Origin of the sequence: Luteimonas sp. MC1828, from assembly GCF_016461615.1 — a bacterium.
Lineage (GTDB): Bacteria > Pseudomonadota > Gammaproteobacteria > Xanthomonadales > Xanthomonadaceae > Luteimonas.
Genome location: NZ_JAEMNY010000002.1, coordinates 513,108 through 529,485, shown reverse-complemented (window position 1 = coordinate 529,485; position 16,378 = coordinate 513,108). Strand labels below are relative to the sequence as shown.

Genomic DNA, 16,378 nt, shown 5'->3' with positions numbered 1-16,378 from the left:
TTCTCCCCATGTCACGGGCGCTTACGTGCGCTTCGTGCCCCGATGCATTAGATAACGGAGTTTTTACCGAATGGCAACAAGCAGCGTGCAACGTCATCCCGCATTGCGCGCTGTGTCACGTACTGACCCTGTGCGGCACTTCGATCCGGGCACGATCAGCCCGGAGTCCCCTCTCTATATACTGCGCGCCTCACAACGGTCCGCGTGGCGGACCCCAGGACCCCCTCGATGCCCCGCTTCCGTCGCCTGCTGCGCTGGCTGTTGATCTTGTTCGCCGGCCTTCTTGTCATCGGCCTGCTCGCAGCGGGCACACTGTACTACGTCGTGTCGTCGCGGTTGCCCGACGTGCAGAGCCTGCGCAACGTGGAGCTGCAGGAGCCGCTCTACGTCTATGCGCGCGACGGCCGCCTGATGGCGCTGTTCGGCGAGACCCGCCGCTATCCGGTCGACATCGCCGAGGTACCCGAGCGCCTGAAGCAGGCTTTCATCGCAATCGAGGACAACCGGTTCTACGAGCACCACGGCGTGGATTACCGCGGTGTCAGCCGCGCGATCTGGCTGCTGGCGACGACCGACGACAAGCGCGTGCCGGGCGGGTCCACCATCACCCAGCAGGTCGCACGGCAATTCTTCCTGAGCTCGGAGTACAGCTACACGCGCAAGCTGTCGGAGATGCTGCTTGCGATGAAGATGGAGCGCGAGCTGTCCAAGGACGAGATTTTCGAGCTCTACCTCAACAAGAGTTTCTTCGGCAACCGGGCCTACGGCATCGCCGCGGCCGCCGAGTTCTACTACGGCAAGAAGCTCGACCAGCTCGACCTGGACGAACTGGCCACGCTGGCGGCGATCCCCAAGTTCCCGTCCAGCGGCAACCCGGTCACCAACCCCGAGCGCGCGCGCATCCGTCGCGACTACGTGCTGCAGCGCATGCACGAGCTGGATTTCATCAGCGAGGCGGAGGCGCGTGCCGCCCAGGCAGTGGACATGCACGCCACTCCGCATGAGCGCCCGGTGGAGGTCTACGCGCCGTATGTCGCCGAGATGGTGCGCCAGGAAATGATCGCCCGCTATGGCGGCGACGTGCTGACCCGCGGTTACCACGTCACCACCACGATCGATCCGAAAATGCAGCTTGCGGCCGATGTCGCGGTGCGCAGCGGCCTGTCGGTCTACGACCACCGCCACGGCTGGTCAAAGATCGAACAGACCTTCGAGCTCGCGGCCGACGAGGACGCGGCGACCGCGGGCGCTCGCCTTCGCGGCATCCCGGCGCAGTCGGGCCTGTTGCCGGCGATCGTGCTGCGGGCCGGCGACGGCACCGCCGACGTGGCGCTGGCCGATGGCACCACAGTGACGCTCGACGCCGCCAGCAGCCGCTGGACCGGCCGCAACCCCGGGGCCCTGCTCAAGCGCGGCGACGTGACGCGCGTGCGCCGCATCGAGTCCAAGGGCAAGGACGGTGCCGCCGCCGATCCTGCCGCCAAGCCCACCTGGCAGCTCGACCAGGTGCCACGCGCGCAATCCACCCTGGTGTCGCTTGAACCGGACAACGGCGCGCTGCGCGCGCTGGTCGGCGGCTTCAGTTTTGCCGGCCAGAAGTTCAACCGCGCCACGCAGGCGCGTCGCCAGCCGGGCTCGAGCTTCAAACCCTTCATATATGCGGCGGCGTTCGAGCGCGGTTTCAACCCGGCTTCAGTGGTGGTCGACGCTCCGGTGGTGTTCCGCATGCGTCGTGGCCAGGACTGGCGCCCGCAGAACGACGACGGCAAGTTCGCCGGCCCGATGCGGCTGCGCGAGGCACTGGTGCGTTCGCGCAACCTGGTCTCGGTGCGCCTGCTCGACGCCATCGGCGTCGATTACGCGCGCCGCTACATCAGCCACATGGGCTTCGACGAATCCGAGCTGCCGCCTAACCTGTCTATCGCGCTCGGCACGCCGTCGCTGACCCCGCTCGACATCACCCGCGGCTATGCGGTGTTCGCCAACGGCGGTTTCCGCGTCACGCCGTGGTTCATCGACGAGGTCAAGGACCGCGAAGGCAAGGTGATCTTCAAGGAAAATCCGGCGGTGGCCTGCCGCACCTGCGGGGCTGACGGGACGACGGTGGCGACATCCAACGTGGTTGACGGCTTCAACCTGGGCCCAAGCCAGCCGGCGGCAACCGCAGCGTCTGCCGCTGCCGCTGCCGCTCCCGAAGCCGAACCTGCGCCGTCGGCCGGAGGCCCCGACAGGGTGGTCGCACCGCGCGCCATCGACGCGCGCGTCGCCTACCAACTGGTGTCGATGATGCGCGACGTCGTGCAGCGCGGCACCGGCACGGCGGCCAAGGTCCTCGGCCGCGAGGACGTCGGCGGCAAGACCGGCTCCACCAATGACCACCGCGACGCGTGGTTCTCCGGCTTCGGCGGCAACCTGGCCACCGTGGTCTGGGTCGGCCGCGACGACAACCGCTCGCTCGGCTACCGCGAATACGGTGGCAAGTCGGCGCTGCCGATCTGGATCGACTTCATGCGCGTGGCGCTGGACGGCATGCCGATCGCAGCCAACGAACCGCCCGACGGCATGGTCAAGGTCGCGGTCAGCGCCAGCGGGCGCCTGCTGCCCACCAGTTCCGACGGCGGCCTGGTCGAGTGGGTGAAGGCCGAGGACCTCGAGCGCATGGAATCGACCTTCGAGGACGTGGACGAAGAGGTCCCCACCGAGGAAGCGTTCGACATCTTCTGACGCGGCATCCGGTAGGCTTGGGGCGCCCTCGCCGTATGGAGCGCCCGCATGCACCGAGCCCGACAGCACGCCGGAAGCCGCACCCGTGAGCTCCGCCACCGCCTCGCCCACGAGGCGGCCCGACTGATCGCCGAAGGCGGGATCCGCGACTTCCACCACGCCAAGCGCAAGGCCGCCGCGCGACTGGGCATCCACGACGACGCGTCACTGCCGCGCAACGACGAGATCGAGGACGCGCTGCGCGAGTACCAGCGACTGTTCCTGGGTGACACGCATGCCGACCACCTGCGCGAAAAACGCGAGGCCGCGCTGCAGGCGCTCGAATTCTTCGCCAGCTTCGACGCGCGCCTGGTGGGTCCGGTGCTGGCAGGCACCGCGGGTGCGCATGACCACGTGACGCTTCACCTCTACTGCGACGACGCCGACGCCGTGGCACGCTTCCTCGACGACGCAGGCATTCCTGCGGAATCGCGCAGCCGGCAGGTGCGACTGGACCGCACGCGAGATGGCGATTTCCCGGTGTGGCTGTTCGGCGCCGGCGACACCCTCATCGACCTCACTGTCCTGCCAGCCGGCGCACTGCGCCAGTCACCGCTGTCAGCGGTGGACGGGAGGCCCATGCAGCGCGCGTCGGCCAGCCAGCTGCGCAGGCTGCTGGCGGAAGACGAAGAAGCTGCGCCGCCCGCTACCGACACGCGCTGACCTGCACCTACTCGGCGTCGAGCATCGCGGCGTCGCCCGACCCCACGACCTTGACGCGGGTGCCCACACGGATGCGCGCAAGCTGGTCGCCACGACGCCTAAACGCGGACTCCGCGGCATTGTCGAAACGGACGATGAGCACATAGCTGCCAACCGTAGCGCCACCGGTATTGCTGGAGGCGATATCGGCGCCAAGATTGGTGGCGAGGCGCGTGACTTCATAGGACCTTCCGCTGCGACCACCCACAGCCTGCCCGAGCGCTTGCCCCAGCATGCCGCCCAGCTGTCGTTTGGTGCTCGTGCTGACCGCATCCGGTTTTTCGGCGATGGGCTGCATCGCAGTGACCACGCCCTTGCGTACCTCAAGCTCGCCAGCCACCGCGACAGACGCGGCGGATGCCAGACACACTGCCACCATGACGGCGGCCAGATGTGGGTTCATCCCCATTGCATGCTCCTTCCGTGGAGTTGGGCCAGCCGGGCGGACGATCCGCCCGGGCGCAGGCACGAGCCGTCTAGGCCAGTGCATGCGCCACCATGTTTGCCGCAGACGTGACACCACGTCCTCCGCGATGCGCCCATGGCCGGGTGGGAGTACCCCGCGCCCAAGAAGAGGTTCTCCTCCCATTCGAAGGAAGGTGGAGAAGAAGCAAAAAAGAAACGCCCCGCAGTGCGGGGCGCTGTTCATCGCGATGCCTGTGTGGGGCGTCAGCGCTTGTCGACGGCCATGTAGTCGCGGATGCCCGAGCCCGTATAGATCTGCCGCGGGCGCCCGATCTTGAATTCCGGATCGGTCTGCTGCTCGAGCCAGTGCGCCATCCAGCCGGCGGTGCGCGCGATCGCGAACATCACCGTGAACATCTCGGTCGGGATCTTCAGCGCCTTGTAGATGATGCCGCTGTAGAAATCGACGTTCGGGTACAGCTTGCGCTGCACGAAGTAGTCGTCCTTCAGCGCGGCTTCCTCCAGGCGCATCGCGACCTCGAGCAGCGGGTCGTCGATGCCGAGTTCCTCGAGCACCTTGTGGCACATCTCGCGGATGATCTTCGCGCGCGGGTCGAAGTTCTTGTACACGCGGTGGCCGAAGCCCATCAGGCGGAAGCCGGACTCCTTGTCCTTGGCGCGGTCGATCGCCGACTGCACGTTCTTCGCCGTGCCGATCTCGGCCAGCATCTTCAGCACCGCCTCGTTGGCGCCGCCGTGCGCAGGACCCCACAGCGCGGCAACACCCGATGCGATGCACGCATAGGGGTTTGCACCGGTCGAACCCACCAGGCGCACGGTCGACGTGGATGCGTTCTGCTCGTGGTCGGCATGCAGGATGAACAGCAGGTCCAGCGCCTTCGCGGCGACCGGGTTGAGCACCAGCGGCTCGCTCGGCACCTCGAACATCATGTGCAGGAAACGGTCGACGTACGGCAGGTTGTTGCGCGGGAAGCGCAGCGGCCAGCCCATCGAGTGCCGGTAGCAGGCGGCAGCTATGGTCGGCACCTTGGCGATCATGCGGATCGCGGCCATGCGGCGCTCTTCCGGATCGTCGTAGTCGAGATCGTTGTGGTAGAAGCTCGCCATCGAACCGATCATGCCGACCAGCATCGCCATCGGATGGGCGTCGTGGCGGAAACCGCCGAGGAAGTTCTTGAACGCCTCGTGCAGCATCGTGTGGTGGGCGACGTCGTGGTCGAATTCACCCATCTGCCTGGAGTCGGGCAGCTCGCCGTTCATCAGCAGGTACGCGACCTCGAGGAACGAAGACTCCTTGGCCAGCTGGTCGATCGGGTAACCGCGATACAGCAGCACGCCCTCGTCGCCGTCGATGTAGGTGATCGCGGACTTGCAGCTGGCGGTGGCGGTGAAACCGGGATCGTAGGTGAAGAGGCCGGTTTCCTTCGGCAGCTTGCCGATGTCGACGCAGTCGTTGCCGAGGGTGGGGCTCAGGATCGGCAGTTCGACCGACTTGCCGGCGGCCTGGACTGCAACGGTGCCGGCCTTAGGGCCGACGTTGGACGGGGTGGCGGACACAGACGCACTCCTTTCGTATCGCGTGGACCCGCGCATCGGGGGCGGGTCGGATGAGGCGGGGTCGCGCGCGTGCGCGATCGGGGAATTATCGCATAGCCCCCGGCCGCGGCGGCTCCAGCAAAGTCGCACCGGTGGAACGCCGCAGGCCAAACGAAAACGGCCGCCCAGTGGGCGGCCGTCAGCTCGGCGCGTGGCGCCGGAGCTTACTTGGAGTAGCGCTTACGGAACTTGTCGACGCGACCGCTGGTGTCCATGAGCTTGTTCTGGCCCGTGTAGAACGGATGCGAAGCCGACGAGACTTCGATCTTGATCAGCGGATACTCGTTGCCGTCTTCCCACTTCACCGTCTCCTTGCTGGAGAGGGTGGAACGCGTGAGGATCTTGAAATCCGAGGTCACGTCCTGGAAAACGACGTCGCGGTAAACAGGATGGATGTCGGCCTTCATGACGGGGTACCGGTATCTGGGCGGGGAAAGAGCGGCATTATAGCCAGCCCCCCGCCCTCCCGCAAGTCACCTCAGGCGCCGAGCGCTCCGCGCACCAGCCCTTCGAACATCGGCTGGTCATAGCGCAGCAGGATGCGCGCCTGGTCCGGGCGCCCGAGCTGGCGCTGCCAGTCCACCACCGTGGTGCCACGCGCCACCGGGTCGCCCAGCACCACGTCGATCGGCCGGGATTCGGCCTGCAGCACGCCGTGTGGACTCAGCGCCATGGCCATGGCGAGCGCGTCGGCGGCATGCCAGAGCTCGCCGCGGCCGTCTTCCGACCACAGGCGCGTGTGCCGCGAGATAGCCTCGTAGAACGCCGCCACCGGACCTGGCGCCGCCAGCCAGCCATCGACGTTGCGGTGGTGCATGCCGTGGGCGACGGTGGCCTCCCAATCGGCGAGATCGAAGGCCGGGAATGCCTCGAACACGATGCGCGCCGCCTCCGGATCGAAGTAGACGTTGAACTCGGCGGACGGCGTGATGTTGCCGCGTGCGGTGACCGCCCCGCCCATCACCACCAGTCGCCCGATGCGTTCCGGCAGGGTGGGGTCCAGGCGCAGCGCCAGCGCGAGGTTGGTCAGCGGGCCGAGCATCACGAGCAGGAGTCGTCCGGCATGCTCATGGGAGAGGCGGAGGATGGCCTGCACCGCGTGCTCGGGCTCGACACCGCGCGTGGCGGGGACGTAACCGACATCACCAAAACCGTCCACGCCGTGCACGTACGCCGCGTCGGGAGCGGCGTGCAGCAGGGGGCGGTCGCAGCCGGCGAACACCGGCACATCCTCGCGCCCTGCGATCTCGCAGAGCTTGAGCGCGTTGGCTACGGTGTGGCGCAGGCCGACATTGCCCGCGACGATGGCGAGCCCGAGCACGTCGTGGCGCGTGTCGCGCAGCGCCATCAGCAGGGCGAGTGCGTCGTCGACGCCCGGGTCGGTATCGATCAGCAGCGGGATGCGTTCGTTGGTCATCGCCCGATTATCCATGTTCGTGGCGCCGCGATCAGGCCGCCGCGTAGCGGGCGGCCCCGCCCACCCAGCGCGCAACCAGGCGTTCGGCGACGCCAGGCTGGTCGCGCAGCAGTTGCTCGCCGAGCGCGTGCACCAGCGGCAGCAGGTCGGCGTCGCGGGCCAGATCGGCGACGCGGAATGCCGCAAGCCCGGTCTGGCGTGTCCCCAACAGCTCGCCCGGCCCGCGCAGCTCGAGGTCTTTTTCGGCGATGACGAACCCGTCGCCGGTCTCGCGCATTGTCTCCAGGCGCTCGCGCGCCATCCGCGACAGCGGCGGCTGGTAGAGCAGCACGCAGCTCGAAGCGGCACTGCCCCGCCCCACCCGGCCGCGCAGCTGGTGCAGCTGCGCCAGGCCCAGGCGCTCGGCGTTCTCGATCACCATCAGCGAGGCGTTGGGCACGTCCACGCCGACCTCGATCACCGTGGTGGCGACCAGCAGGTCGGCCGCGCCGTCCTTGAACGCGCGCATCGCCGCCTGCTTCTCATTGGCTTTCATCCGGCCGTGCACCAGCTCGACGCGGAGCCCGGGCAGGGCTTCCGACAGCGCCTCGAACGTCGCCTGCGCCGCCTGCGCCACGATCTCGTCCGAGTCGTCGATGATCGTGCACACCCAGTACGCCTGGCGGCCTTCAGCGCAGGCCGCGCGGATGCGTTCGATGAGTTCGGGGCGGCGCCCGGCGGCCAGGACCACGGTCTGCACCGGCGTGCGCCCGGGCGGCAGTTCGTCGATGGCCGACACGTCGAGGTCGGCGTACGCCGCCATGGCGAGCGTGCGTGGGATCGGTGTGGCGGTCATGACCAGCTGGTGCGGCACGCGGCCGCCCTCGCCGCCCTTGTCACGCAGCGCCAGACGCTGGTGCACGCCGAAGCGGTGCTGTTCGTCGACGATCGCCAACGCGAGGTCATGGAACACCACGCCCTGCTGCATGAGCGCGTGCGTGCCGACCACGACCTGCGCTTCGCCACTGGCAACCGCCGCCATCGCCTGCGCGCGCGCACGGCCGGTGACCTTGCCGGCCAGCCACACCACGCGGACGCCAAGTGGCTCCAGCCACGCACGCAGGTTGGCGAGATGCTGCTCGGCCAGCAGTTCGGTGGGCGCCATCAACGCCGCCTGGCGGCCGTCGGCGACCGCCATCAGCGCCGCCATTGCTGCCACCACGGTCTTGCCGGAGCCGACATCACCCTGCACCAGGCGCAGCATCGGCACCGGGCGCGCGATGTCGCCGCGGATTTCGCCGAACACGCGCGCCTGGGCGTTGGTCAGCGCGAACGGCAGGCTCGCGCGCAACTGCTCTGCGAATCCCGCATTGGCAAGCGGTCGCGCCGCGTGCGACTGCTGGGCAATGCGCTGGCGGCGCAGGCTGAGATGGTGCGCAAGCAGCTCCTCGAGTGCCAGCCGGCGCTGCGCTGGATGCGTGCCGGCCAGCAAGGCGGCGACATCGGCTTCGCGCGGCGGACGATGCACCGCGAGCAGCGACTCGCGCAGTCCCGGCAGTGCGTGTGCGCGCAGCAGCGCGGCCGGCAGGAGCTCGAGCTCGTCGCCATCGGGCAAGCGGTCCAGCGCCTGCGCGATCAGACGCTTCATCACCGCAGGGCCGACGCCCTCGATCGCTGGATAGACCGGGTCGAGGCGATCGCCAAGTTCGGCGACGCCATCGTCAGCAACGAGGGTGTAGCTCGGATGGACGATCTCCAACCCGCGCTGTCCCGGCCGTGGCGTACCGAAGCAGCGCACGCGCACGCCGGGAGTGAACTGCGCGGCCTGCGCGGCGCGGAAGTGGAAGAAGCGCAGCACCAGCGTGCCGTGCGAATCGTCGACGATCGCGACACGCAGCATCGGCTTGTAGCGGAAGCCGCGCTCCACCGCCTCCACCCGCCCTTCGACCTGGGCCGGAACGCCCGGCTGCAGCAGGCGGATCGGGGTGATGGCGGTACGGTCCTCGTAGCCGCGCGGCAGCTGCAGCCACAGGTCCTGCACGCCCAGCAGGCCGCGCGCAGCAAGCTTCTCGGCGACCCGCGGGCCCACGCCGGCCAGCGCCGACAGCGCATCGGCGCCGGCGGGCGCGAGCGAGGGCGCGTCTGCGCCGGCCTTGCGCCGAGGTGCCGCCACTGCCTCAGTCGGTGACCATCACGGCATCGACCTCGAACTGCGCGCCCTTGGGCAGGGCGGACACCTCGATGGTCGAGCGCGCGGGATACGGGGCATCGAAATACTCCGCCATCACCGCGTTCACGGCGGCGAACTGGCCGAGGTCGGTGAGGTACAGGCCGACGCGCGCGACGTCAGCGAGCGACCCGCCGGCCGCCTCGCAGACCGCGCGGAGGTTGTCGAATGCGCGCCGCGCCTGCGCGGCGAGATCTCCGGCGACCAGCTCGCCGGTGGCCGGATCCAGTGGGATCTGCCCGGACAGGAACACGGTGTTGCCGGCGCGGGTGGCCTGCGAATACGGACCGATGGCCGCCGGTGCATCGGCGGTGGTGATGGGTGTCCTGGGCATTTTCGAGTCCTCGAAGGCGATGCGGTCGATTATGACCGCCCCCCCGCGGATTCTCTATCCAGGCCGCGTCAGATCCGCTGCACGCCGTGGACCACGCCGAGCCGCCGCGTGCGGCGGATCACGTGCGCCAGGTGCGTGCGGTTGCGCACTTCGATCGAGAAGCGGATCGCAGCGACGTTGGTGTCGCGCTCCAGGTACTCGACGCCATCGATGTTGGAATCGGCCTGTGCGATCGCCGCCGCCACCTGCGCCAGCACGCCCGGCCGGTTCTCGACCTCGATGCGCAGCGCCACGGCGTAATCGCCGCTGACCTCCCGGTCCCAGCCGATGTCGACCCAGCGATCCGGCGACTTGCGGTACTCGGCGACATTCGGGCATTCCATCCTGTGCACCACGATGCCGCGCCCGGCGGTGTGGTAACCCATGATGTCGTCGCCGGGGATCGGCATGCAGCAGTTGGCGAACGTCACCACCCCGCGCTCGCTGCCGGTGATCAGGATGCGGTCGTCGCCGCGGTGCACGCGCGGCGCGCCGTCGGCCGCCGGCGTCTTGCGCGCCAGCGACTGCGCGACCTGCGACGGCATGCGGTTGCCCAGCGCGACCTCGGCCAGCAGGGCCTCAAGCCGCGGGAAGCGGTGCTCGGCCAGATACGCTTCGAGGTGCTGGGCCGGCAGCTGTTCCAGCGAACTTCCGAGATCCTCGAGCGCGCTGTCGAGCATGCGGTGGCCGAGCTGCACGGCATCCTCGTGCTCGAGCTGCTTCAGCTGCTGGCGGATCGCGGTGCGCGCCTTGCCGGTGACCACGAACTCCAGCCACTGCGGCCGCGGCTGCGACGATTTGGCGGTGACGATCTCCACCGACTGGCCGGTCGCCAGCTTGGTGCGCAAGGGCACGAGCTTGCGGTCGACGCGCGCAGCGACCGCGCGGTTGCCGACGTCGGTGTGCACCGAAAACGCGAAATCGAGCGCCGTGGCGTTGCGCGGCAACGACATGATGTCGCCCTTGGGCGTGAACAGGTACACCTCGTCGGGGAACAGGTCGACCTTGACGTTCTCCAGGAACTCCAGCGACGAACCGGTGCCGCTCTGCGACTCCAGCAGCGCGGAGATCCACGAATGCGCGCGCGCCTGCGCGCTGTTCGGCGCGCCGCCGCCGTGCTTGTAGGCCCAGTGCGCCGCGATGCCGCGCTCGGCGATCAGGTCCATTTCCTCGGTGCGGATCTGGACCTCGATGGGCGAGCCGTACGGCCCGAACAGCACGGTGTGCAGCGACTGGTAGCCGTTGGCCTTGGGGATGGCGATGAAGTCGCGGAAGCGGCCGTCGACCGGCTTGTACACCGAATGCGCGACGCCCAGCGCGTGGTAGCAGTCGCGCACCGAGCCGACGATCACCCGGAAGCCGAACACGTCGATCACCTGGCTGAAGGTTTTGCCCTCCGCGCGCATCTTGTTGTAGATGCTCCACGGCGACTTCACCCGGCTCACCAGGCGGTAGTCCAGGCCTTCGTTGGTCAGCCGCTGCGCAAGCTGCGCCTCGATCTTGGCCAGCGCCTCGCGCCGCACCAGCGGCTGCGAGCGGATGCGCTTCTCGAGGATGCGGTGGCGCAGCGGGTGCAACGCCGCGAACCCGAGGTCCTGCAGCTCCGCCTTGATCAGGTTCATGCCCAGGCGCTGCGCGATTGGCGCGTAGATCTCCAGCGTCTCGCCGGCGATGCGCTGGCGCGCCTCGGGCGACTGCGCGCCGAGCGTGCGCATGTTGTGCAGGCGGTCGGCGAGCTTGATCAGGATGACGCGCAGGTCGCGCGCCATCGCCAGCATCATCTTGCGGAAGCTCTCCGCGTCGGCCTCGCGCCGGTTGGCGAACTGCAGCTTGTCGAGCTTGGTGACGCCGTCGACCAGCTCCGCGACCGCCTCGCCGAACTCGCCGGCCAGCGCGTCGCGCCCCAGCGGGGTGTCTTCGATCGTGTCGTGCAGGATCGCCGCGACCAGGGTCTCGAGGTCGACCTTCTGCTCCGCCAGCACCTGCGCCACGGCGACCGGGTGGGTGATGTAGGGCTCGCCGGACTTGCGCACCTGCCCCTCGTGGGCGGCCGCTCCCACCGCCCAGGCGCGGCGCACCTGGCGGCGCTGGTCCGCGGACAGGTACGCGGTGGCGCGTTCGAGCGCGCGCATGTACCCGGGAATGTCATCGTCCCCGGGGACAGGTACCTGCACCAGCGCGCGCTCTGCGGATGTCATGGACCGAGCCTACGCGTGCGCCCGCGACCCGGCAACGCGCGGCGGCGCGGACCCGGACGTCGTGAACGCAGACGGCCCCGGATGTCCGGGGCCGTCATGGTCATGCGTGCAAGCGCCATGCAGGCGCCCGCGGATCAGGCGTCGTCGCCCTTGCCCAGGTCGTCGTCGGCGACGACCTCGGCCGCCGCCCACTCCAGCGCCTCGCGCTCCTTGCGCTCGCGCTCGGACTTCTCGACGGCGTCGATGTATTCGGGATTGATGCGACGGGCGGCGATCTCACGCAGTGCCAGCACGGTCGGCTTGTCGTCGTTCTCGCTGTTGTCGATCTGCGGCTCGACGCCGTTGGCGAGCTGGCGGGCGCGCTTGGCGGCCAGCATGACCAGCTCGAAACGGTTGTCGACGACTTTCAGGCAATCTTCAACGGTGATGCGGGCCATAAATCTCCTGGCGGCCGACCGGCCGTCGATGCAGTGCGAGGGACCGGGAAGGATAGCGAAACACCGCCCGGCACGCAAGCCGACCTGTTGCGAATCAGCCACTTGGGGCGTAATGCCGCCGCCGGCGGATCAGTCTTCCTGCAACAGCGCGCCGATCAGGGCGCGGTGCCGCCATGCCTGGGCATCCAGGCGCAGCCGGCTGGCGACGAAGATCGCGCACATCTCGTCCACCGCGGTGGCGAAATCCTCGTTGACGATCACGTAGTCGAACTCCGCGTAGTGCGACATCTCCTCGCGCGCCGCCGACAGGCGCCGGGCCATGACCTCCTCGCTGTCCTGGCCACGCTTGCGCATGCGCTCGTCGAGCGCCGCACGCGAAGGCGGCAGGATGAACACGCCGACGGCATCCGGCACCAGCTTGCGCACCTGGCGCGCGCCCTGCCAGTCGATCTCCAGCAGCACGTCGCGTCCGGCCGCCAGCTGCGGCTCCACCGACTGCCGCGCCGTGCCCTTCCAGTCGCCGTGCACGCGCGCATGCTCGAAGAAGTCGCCGGCGGCGATCATCTCCTGGAACCGCGCGTCGTCGACGAAATGGTAGTGCTCCGCGTGCCGCTCGCCGGGGCGCGGCGGGCGCGAGGTGAACGAGACCGACAGGCAGATGTTGGGATCGCGCGCCAGGCAGGCGTTGACGATGCTCGACTTCCCGGCACCCGACGGCGCGGCGACGATGAACAGCCTGCCCCGCGTTGGAGCGTCGGGCTTACTCAATGTTCTGCACCTGTTCGCGCACCTGGTCGATCAGCACCTTGAGCTCGACGGCGATGTTGCTGGTGCGCGGATCGACCGACTTCGAACCCAGCGTGTTGGCCTCGCGGTTGAACTCCTGGAGCAGGAAATCGAGCCGGCGGCCGGCGGGCTCGCGCTGGCCCAGCACGCGACGGATCTCCGCCACGTGGCTGTCGAGGCGGTCGAGCTCCTCGTCGACATCGAGCTTCTGCAGCGACAGCACCAGCTCCTGCTCGAGCCGGCCGGGATCGGCGGGTTGCGCCAGGTCGGCGAGGCGGGCCTCGAGCTTGGCGCGCTGCCCGATGCGGATCGCCGGCACCACGCCACGCACCTCGGCGGCGCGCGCGGCGATGCCGTCGACGCGCTCGAGCATGGCCGCGACCAGCTTGCCGCCCTCGCGTTCGCGCGCGGCGATGAACTCGCCCAGCACCTGGTCCAGCAATGCCAGCGCCTCGCCCTGCAGGGCCTCGGCATCGGTGGCCTGGGTGCGCAGCACACCGGGGTACTGCAGGAGCTCCGTGAACCCGACCTGCATCGCCGGAAACCGCGGCTGCAGGCGCAGCGCCAGCTCGCCGAGCCGCTCCACCAGCGCTTCGTCGACCACGAACGCGCCGGCGGCGTCCGGCGCACGCAGGCGCAGGGTGAGCTCGACCTTGCCGCGCGCGACGCGGGCGCCGATGCGCTCGCGGAGCACAGGCTCCAGCGCGCGCAGCTCGTCCGGCGCGCGCACCCCGAGCTCGAGGTAGCGGTGGTTGACCGCACGGAGCTCGCAGCCAAGCGTGCCGAAGGCGGTGGCACGTTCGCCGGAAGCGAAGGCGGTCATGCTGCGGATCATGCGGTGCATCCGGGGGTTCGGGGTGCCGATGGTAAACTCGCGCGCCATTCCTGCGGTAATTCCCTCCATGACCGATTCCCCCCGTCCAAGCGGGCGCGCGCCTGCCCAGATGCGCGACGTGCGCATCCAGCGCGGCTATACCCGCCATGCCGAAGGATCGGTCCTGGTGACCTTCGGCGACACGCGCGTGCTGTGCACGGCGACGGTCGAGAACCGCGTGCCGGGCTTCCTGCGCGGCAAGGGCACCGGCTGGGTGACCGCCGAGTACGGCATGCTGCCGCGCGCCACCCACAGCCGTTCCGACCGCGAGGCGGCGCGCGGCAAGCAGGGCGGGCGCACGCTGGAGATCCAGCGCCTGATCGGCCGCTCGCTGCGCGCCTGCGTGGATCGCGACGCGCTCGGCGAGCGCACCATCACCCTCGATTGTGACGTGCTGCAGGCCGACGGCGGCACCCGCTGCGCGGCCATCACCGGCGCCTACGTGGCGCTGGTGGACGCGGTGCGCTGGCTGCAGGGCCGCCGCGAGCTCGGCAAGCGCGACCCGATCCACGGTGCGATCGCCGCGGTCTCGGTCGGCATCCACGGCGGCCGCCCGGTGCTCGATCTCGACTATGCCGAGGACAGCGCCTGCGACACCGACATGAACGTGGTCATGAACGACGGCGGCGGTTTCATCGAGCTGCAGGGCACGGCCGAAGGCCATGCCTTCCGCCGCGACGAACTCGACGCCATGCTCGCGCTGGCCGCGCAGGGCTGCGAGGAGCTGTTCGCGGCGCAGCAGGCGGCGCTGGCCGCGGGCTGAGCCATGGACCTGGTGCTGGCCAGTGGCAATGCGGGCAAGCTGGCCGAGTTGCGCGCGCTGCTGGACGGGTCGCGCTTCACGCTGCGCGCGCAGTCGGAATTCGGCGTCGCCGATGTCGACGAAACAGGCTTGACGTTCATCGAGAACGCGCTGCTCAAGGCGCGCCACGCGGCGCTCGCCACCGGCCTGCCGGCGCTGGCCGACGACTCCGGCCTGTGCGTGGATGCACTCGGTGGTGCGCCCGGGCTGTATTCCGCGCGCTACGGCGGCGTGCACGGCGATGCCGGGCGCAACATCACGCGCCTGCTGCGCGAGCTCGACGGCGTTGCCGACGACGCCCGCGGCGCCAGCTTCCACTGCGCGATCGTGGTCCTGCGGCGCGCGGATGACCCCCAGCCGATCATCGCCGAGGGCCAGTGGCGCGGCCGCATCCTGCAAGCGCCGCGCGGCGTTGGCGGCTTCGGCTACGACCCCGTGTTCCTGGACACCCGCAGCGGGCTGACCGCTGCCGAGCTTCCCGCCGCGGTCAAGAACACCATCAGCCATCGCGGCCTCGCGCTGGCCGCGCTGCGCGAGCGCCTCGCCGCGCTGGACTGACCATGCTGATGCCGCCGCCGCTGTCGCTGTACGTGCACCTGCCGTGGTGCGTACGCAAATGCCCCTACTGCGACTTCAACTCGCACGAGCAGCGCGGCGCGCTGCCGTTCGCCGAATACGTGTCCGCGCTGGTCGCCGACCTGGAGCACGACCTGCCGCTGGCCTGGGGCCGCACCGTGCATTCGGTGTTCTTCGGCGGCGGCACGCCGTCGCTGTTCCCGGCCGCGGCCATCGATGACTTCCTGCAGCAGGCCAGCGCGCGCCTGCGTTTCGCGCCGGGCTGCGAGATCACCCTGGAGACCAATCCCGGCACCGCCGAACATGGCCGCTTCGAGGGCTACCTCGCGGCCGGCGTGAACCGCCTCAGTTTCGGCATCCAGAGTTTCGACGACGGCTGCCTGCAGCGCCTGGGGCGGATCCACGACAGCCGCGAGGCGGATTCGGCGGTGAAGCTCGCGCAGGACGCCGGCTTCGACAACATCAACCTCGACCTGATGTATGCGCTGCCCGGCCAGGACCTCGCCGGCGCCGCACGCGACCTGGAACGCGCGTTCGCGCTGCAGCCGGCGCACATCTCGCACTACCAGCTCACCCTGGAGCCCAACACGCTGTTCGCCGCAAAGCCGCCCGAAGGCCTGCCCGACGAGGACACCGCCTGGGACATGCAGGAGCACGGGCAGGCGCTGCTGGAAGCCGCGGGCTACGGGCATTACGAGGTCAGTGCCTACGCGCGCCCCGGGCGCCAGTGCGCGCACAACCTCAACTACTGGCGCTTCGGCGACTACCTCGGCATCGGCGCAGGCGCGCACGGCAAGATCACCCTCGGTGCCGGGCAGGCGATCCGCCGACGCTGGAAGCTCAAGCACCCGGCGGCCTGGCTGGCCACGGCCGGCAGCGACGCCGCGCTCGGCGGCGACGAGGACATCGAGCCCGCACGGCGGCCGTTCGAATACATGCTCAATGCCCTGCGCCTGCACGAAGGCTTCGCGCTCGCGGACTTCGAAGCCCGTACCGGGCTGCCGCGCGCGGCGATCGCGGCGGAACTCGCCGAGGCAGTGGCGCGCGGCTGGCTGCTCGAGGACGCCGGGCATGTCCGGCCGACCGCGCTGGGCCGGCGCCTGGGAAACGACGTCGTCGCGCTTTTCCTGCCGTGAGGCGTCTCGAACCGGCGTGGCCGGACGGCGGCGCAAACCCCGTGCTGGCCGCGGAGGCTCCCTGCATGCTAAGTATCCCCACAGGG

General features: G+C 69.5%; 15 protein-coding genes. 5 read left to right on the top strand and 10 right to left on the bottom strand.

Annotation, left to right across the window (positions count from 1 at the left end; translation table 11 throughout):
- Nucleotides 1-228: 228 nt before the first annotated feature.
- Together JHB91_RS12325 and JHB91_RS12320 are read left to right on the top strand one after the other, a co-directional pair.
- Nucleotides 229-2,724 carry a penicillin-binding protein 1A gene (locus JHB91_RS12325; RefSeq protein ID WP_199473063.1) on the top strand — a complete coding sequence of 832 codons (2,496 nt, stop codon included), beginning with the start codon at nt 229-231 and terminating at the stop codon, nt 2,722-2,724.
- Nucleotides 2,725-2,772: 48 nt separating this feature from the next.
- Nucleotides 2,773-3,426, top strand: a complete 654-nt coding sequence (locus JHB91_RS12320) for a hypothetical protein (protein WP_199473062.1) — start codon at nt 2,773-2,775, stop codon at nt 3,424-3,426.
- A 7-nt stretch (nt 3,427-3,433) separates the two neighbouring features.
- Here the strand turns inward: JHB91_RS12320 and JHB91_RS12315 are convergent, their stop codons facing one another.
- The 10 genes from JHB91_RS12315 to JHB91_RS12270 all read right to left on the bottom strand — a co-directional run bounded on the left by JHB91_RS12315 (nt 3,434) and on the right by JHB91_RS12270 (nt 13,739).
- Nucleotides 3,434-3,868: a hypothetical protein gene (locus tag JHB91_RS12315; RefSeq protein ID WP_199473061.1), complete on the bottom strand. Its 435-nt coding sequence runs from the start codon at nt 3,866-3,868 to the stop codon at nt 3,434-3,436.
- 266 nt (nt 3,869-4,134) lie between these two features.
- Complete coding sequence (locus JHB91_RS12310) at nt 4,135-5,448, bottom strand: citrate synthase (protein ID WP_343225098.1); 1,314 nt, start codon at nt 5,446-5,448, stop codon at nt 4,135-4,137.
- Between the two features lie 203 nt (nt 5,449-5,651).
- On the bottom strand, nt 5,652-5,894 hold the full coding sequence (locus JHB91_RS12305; protein ID WP_199373498.1) for a type B 50S ribosomal protein L31: 243 nt from the start codon (nt 5,892-5,894) through the stop codon (nt 5,652-5,654).
- Between the two features lie 71 nt (nt 5,895-5,965).
- Nucleotides 5,966-6,904 carry a nucleoside hydrolase gene (locus JHB91_RS12300; protein ID WP_199473059.1) on the bottom strand — a complete coding sequence of 313 codons (939 nt, stop codon included), beginning with the start codon at nt 6,902-6,904 and terminating at the stop codon, nt 5,966-5,968.
- Between the two features lie 31 nt (nt 6,905-6,935).
- A complete protein-coding gene (recG, locus tag JHB91_RS12295; RefSeq protein ID WP_343225097.1) occupies nt 6,936-9,056 on the bottom strand; it encodes an ATP-dependent DNA helicase RecG in 2,121 nt (706 codons plus the stop codon).
- Between the two features lie 4 nt (nt 9,057-9,060).
- Nucleotides 9,061-9,444 carry a RidA family protein gene (locus JHB91_RS12290; RefSeq protein WP_199373500.1) on the bottom strand — a complete coding sequence of 128 codons (384 nt, stop codon included), beginning with the start codon at nt 9,442-9,444 and terminating at the stop codon, nt 9,061-9,063.
- A 68-nt stretch (nt 9,445-9,512) separates the two neighbouring features.
- Nucleotides 9,513-11,681, bottom strand: a complete 2,169-nt coding sequence (locus JHB91_RS12285; protein ID WP_199373501.1) for a bifunctional (p)ppGpp synthetase/guanosine-3',5'-bis(diphosphate) 3'-pyrophosphohydrolase — start codon at nt 11,679-11,681, stop codon at nt 9,513-9,515.
- Nucleotides 11,682-11,815: 134 nt separating this feature from the next.
- Complete coding sequence (gene rpoZ / locus JHB91_RS12280; RefSeq protein WP_182824766.1) at nt 11,816-12,118, bottom strand: DNA-directed RNA polymerase subunit omega; 303 nt, start codon at nt 12,116-12,118, stop codon at nt 11,816-11,818.
- 129 nt (nt 12,119-12,247) lie between these two features.
- Nucleotides 12,248-12,886, bottom strand: coding sequence for a guanylate kinase (gene gmk, locus JHB91_RS12275; protein WP_199473058.1), 639 nt, complete (start codon nt 12,884-12,886; stop codon nt 12,248-12,250).
- Nucleotides 12,879-13,739 (bottom strand): YicC/YloC family endoribonuclease, encoded by an 861-nt coding sequence (locus JHB91_RS12270; RefSeq protein ID WP_199473057.1) that lies wholly within the window; start codon nt 13,737-13,739, stop codon nt 12,879-12,881. The genes gmk and JHB91_RS12270 overlap by 8 nt, the downstream gene beginning before the upstream one ends.
- Before the next feature lie 67 nt (nt 13,740-13,806).
- Between JHB91_RS12270 and rph the strand changes: the two genes are divergently transcribed.
- The 3 genes from rph to hemW are packed head-to-tail and all read left to right on the top strand — an operon-like array spanning nt 13,807 to nt 16,292.
- Nucleotides 13,807-14,541, top strand: coding sequence for a ribonuclease PH (gene rph / locus JHB91_RS12265; protein ID WP_199373504.1), 735 nt, complete (start codon nt 13,807-13,809; stop codon nt 14,539-14,541).
- Nucleotides 14,542-14,544: 3 nt separating this feature from the next.
- Nucleotides 14,545-15,138 carry an RdgB/HAM1 family non-canonical purine NTP pyrophosphatase gene (gene rdgB / locus JHB91_RS12260; RefSeq protein ID WP_199473056.1) on the top strand — a complete coding sequence of 198 codons (594 nt, stop codon included), beginning with the start codon at nt 14,545-14,547 and terminating at the stop codon, nt 15,136-15,138.
- Nucleotides 15,139-15,140: 2 nt separating this feature from the next.
- Nucleotides 15,141-16,292 (top strand): radical SAM family heme chaperone HemW, encoded by a 1,152-nt coding sequence (gene hemW / locus JHB91_RS12255; RefSeq protein ID WP_199473055.1) that lies wholly within the window; start codon nt 15,141-15,143, stop codon nt 16,290-16,292.
- The last annotated feature ends 86 nt before the right edge of the window (nt 16,293-16,378 follow it).

What these genes read in the sequence shown, in the direction of transcription:
- JHB91_RS12325 (WP_199473063.1), top strand. Translation starts at nt 229, where the DNA reads ATGCCCCGCTTCCGTCGCCTGCTGCGCTGGCTGTTGATCTTGTTCGCC.
- JHB91_RS12320 (WP_199473062.1), top strand. Translation starts at nt 2,773, where the DNA reads ATGCACCGAGCCCGACAGCACGCCGGAAGCCGCACCCGTGAGCTCCGC.
- JHB91_RS12315 (WP_199473061.1), bottom strand. Translation starts at nt 3,868, where the DNA reads ATGAACCCACATCTGGCCGCCGTCATGGTGGCAGTGTGTCTGGCATCC.
- JHB91_RS12305 (WP_199373498.1), bottom strand. Translation starts at nt 5,894, where the DNA reads ATGAAGGCCGACATCCATCCTGTTTACCGCGACGTCGTTTTCCAGGAC.
- JHB91_RS12300 (WP_199473059.1), bottom strand. Translation starts at nt 6,904, where the DNA reads ATGACCAACGAACGCATCCCGCTGCTGATCGATACCGACCCGGGCGTC.
- JHB91_RS12290 (WP_199373500.1), bottom strand. Translation starts at nt 9,444, where the DNA reads ATGCCCAGGACACCCATCACCACCGCCGATGCACCGGCGGCCATCGGT.
- JHB91_RS12285 (WP_199373501.1), bottom strand. Translation starts at nt 11,681, where the DNA reads ATGACATCCGCAGAGCGCGCGCTGGTGCAGGTACCTGTCCCCGGGGAC.
- rpoZ (WP_182824766.1), bottom strand. Translation starts at nt 12,118, where the DNA reads ATGGCCCGCATCACCGTTGAAGATTGCCTGAAAGTCGTCGACAACCGT.
- JHB91_RS12270 (WP_199473057.1), bottom strand. Translation starts at nt 13,739, where the DNA reads ATGATCCGCAGCATGACCGCCTTCGCTTCCGGCGAACGTGCCACCGCC.
- rph (WP_199373504.1), top strand. Translation starts at nt 13,807, where the DNA reads ATGACCGATTCCCCCCGTCCAAGCGGGCGCGCGCCTGCCCAGATGCGC.
- rdgB (WP_199473056.1), top strand. Translation starts at nt 14,545, where the DNA reads ATGGACCTGGTGCTGGCCAGTGGCAATGCGGGCAAGCTGGCCGAGTTG.
- hemW (WP_199473055.1), top strand. Translation starts at nt 15,141, where the DNA reads ATGCTGATGCCGCCGCCGCTGTCGCTGTACGTGCACCTGCCGTGGTGC.